The sequence below is a fragment of the Streptomyces sp. BE20 genome, assembly GCF_036322525.1.
In the GTDB taxonomy this organism is placed as follows: Bacteria; Actinomycetota; Actinomycetes; order Streptomycetales; family Streptomycetaceae; genus Kitasatospora.
Window position 1 is genome coordinate 1 of record NZ_JAQYWW010000470.1, and the last position, 899, is coordinate 899.

The following is an 899-nucleotide window of genomic DNA, read 5'->3' on the forward strand; positions in this document are numbered from 1 at the left end:
GGAAGCCTGCTTCGAGATGAGCACTCCCACCTCCTTGAGAGGGTAAGGCTCCCAGTAGACGACTGGGTTGATAGGCCGGATATGGAAGCCCTGTGAGGGGTGGAGTTGACCGGTACTAATAGGCCGAGGGCTTGTCCTCAGACGCTCGCGTTCACTGTGTGGTTCCCGGGTAGCGAACAGCTATCGCCGGCGAACACAAGAAGCACTTATCAATTAAAAAGTGTGTTTCGCTGAATACCCGATAGGGTTTCGGTGGTCATAGCGTGAGGGAAACGCCCGGTTACATTCCGAACCCGGAAGCTAAGCCTCACAGCGCCGATGGTACTGCAGGGGGGACCCTGTGGGAGAGTAGGACGCCGCCGAACAATTATTCAAAGCCGCGGCCCCAGCGATTCGCTGGGGCCGCGGCTTTTTTGTGTTGTAAGTGCGTGTGTACGGCCGGCACGGGACTTTCGCCCAGGCGCGAGGTGCCCGGGGATGTCGGACAATGGAGAAGGTGCGCGGCCAGGAGGCCGGCGCCGAACCGCGTGAGGGCAGTGGTGTCGCCCGGTCCGCGGTGTAGCTGAAGCAGCAGAAGGAGTCACCACAATGTCGAACCAGCCCCAGGACCGTCCCGAGCGTCGATCGGACGACGGCCGCGGCTACGAGCCCCGGTCTCGCGGGGGCTGGTCCAACGACCGTGGTCCTCGCCGCGACGACCGCGGTGGTGACGGCCCGCGCCGTGACGACCGTGGCGACCGAGGTGGCAGTGGCGGCGGCTTCCGTGGCCGTGACGACCGCCCCTCGGGTGGTAGCGGTGGCGGTTACCGTGGCCGCGATGACCGTCCGTCCGGTGGTTTCGGTCGTGACCGTGACGACCGTGGCGGCGACCGCGGCGGCTTCCGTCGTGACGACCGCCC

The 899-nt window shown here is 65.2% G+C and carries 1 protein-coding gene and 2 rRNA genes; all 3 read left to right on the forward strand.

The window, feature by feature from the left end; all coding sequences use genetic code 11:
* A 23S ribosomal RNA gene (locus tag PUR61_RS05665) occupies positions 1-139 on the forward strand; the annotation flags it as partial.
* A gap of 109 nt (positions 140-248) precedes the next feature.
* A 5S ribosomal RNA gene (gene rrf / locus PUR61_RS05670) occupies positions 249-365 on the forward strand.
* A 314-nt stretch (positions 366-679) separates the two neighbouring features.
* A partial coding sequence (locus tag PUR61_RS05675) for a hypothetical protein (protein WP_329876255.1) occupies positions 680-899 on the forward strand: 220 nt, incomplete at its 3' end.